The sequence below is a fragment of the Acinetobacter lactucae genome (assembly GCF_013344765.1).
Lineage (GTDB): Bacteria > Pseudomonadota > Gammaproteobacteria > Pseudomonadales > Moraxellaceae > Acinetobacter > Acinetobacter lactucae_A.
Genome location: NZ_JABVBF010000380.1, coordinates 1 through 739 on the forward strand (window position 1 = coordinate 1; position 739 = coordinate 739).

The following is a 739-nucleotide window of genomic DNA, read 5'->3' on the forward strand; positions in this document are numbered from 1 at the left end:
CATAGACCCCTTACTCTATCTTGGAATGGTATATCTATGAGTAGTAATTGGGCAACTTCACACCAAACTATTTTTCAAAAGCAAGTTGATGCTTTACTTGAAAATAATTCAAGATTTACATATTACGGTTTAATAGAACTTTATAATTATGGAATACAAGTTCATTTTAAATGTGCTGAATGGGAATCTGCATATAAAACAGTTAAGAAAAATTTGGATGTAATATGAATCTTGATTTAAAAAATAAAGTTTTTTGTGTTACCTGTGCTGGATCAGGTGTTGGCAAAGCATGTGTTGAAACGCTCTTAAATGAAGAGGCTATAGTTATAGCTATAACTCGAACTTCGGAAAAATTATTCGAATTAAAAGAGTTATATCCTAAATCTCTTTTTATATTAGAAGTTGATATAACTGATTCAAATTTAATGCTAGAAAAATTAAATAGTTTAATTGTTCAGCTCAATCTAAATCCTGTAGGTTTGATATTTGTACCTGTTCGAGAACCTAATTTATCATTTGATAATATTAATTATCAAGTTGTTGATAAGGCATTTGATAATAATTTACAAAGTTTAATATGTTTAATAGATATTATGCTACCTTTTATGAAAAATGAACGTTTTGGAAGAGTAATTTCTATTCTTGGTGCCTCTACACTTTATCCTTTAATAGATCATATACCTGCTAATTTATCCAGAATTAGTATAGTTAGTTTACTTTCAAGTTTTGGTAGAGAATT

At 27.7% G+C, this 739-nt stretch carries 2 protein-coding genes; both read left to right on the forward strand.

Going from position 1 to position 739, the window contains the following annotated elements; translation table 11 throughout:
- Window positions 1–228 (forward strand): hypothetical protein (locus HUN22_RS17445; RefSeq protein ID WP_217488227.1); only part of this gene is annotated, 228 nt, incomplete at its 5' end.
- A partial coding sequence (locus HUN22_RS17450; protein ID WP_174732018.1) for an SDR family NAD(P)-dependent oxidoreductase occupies window positions 225–739 on the forward strand: 515 nt, incomplete at its 3' end. The genes HUN22_RS17445 and HUN22_RS17450, both read left to right, overlap by 4 nt.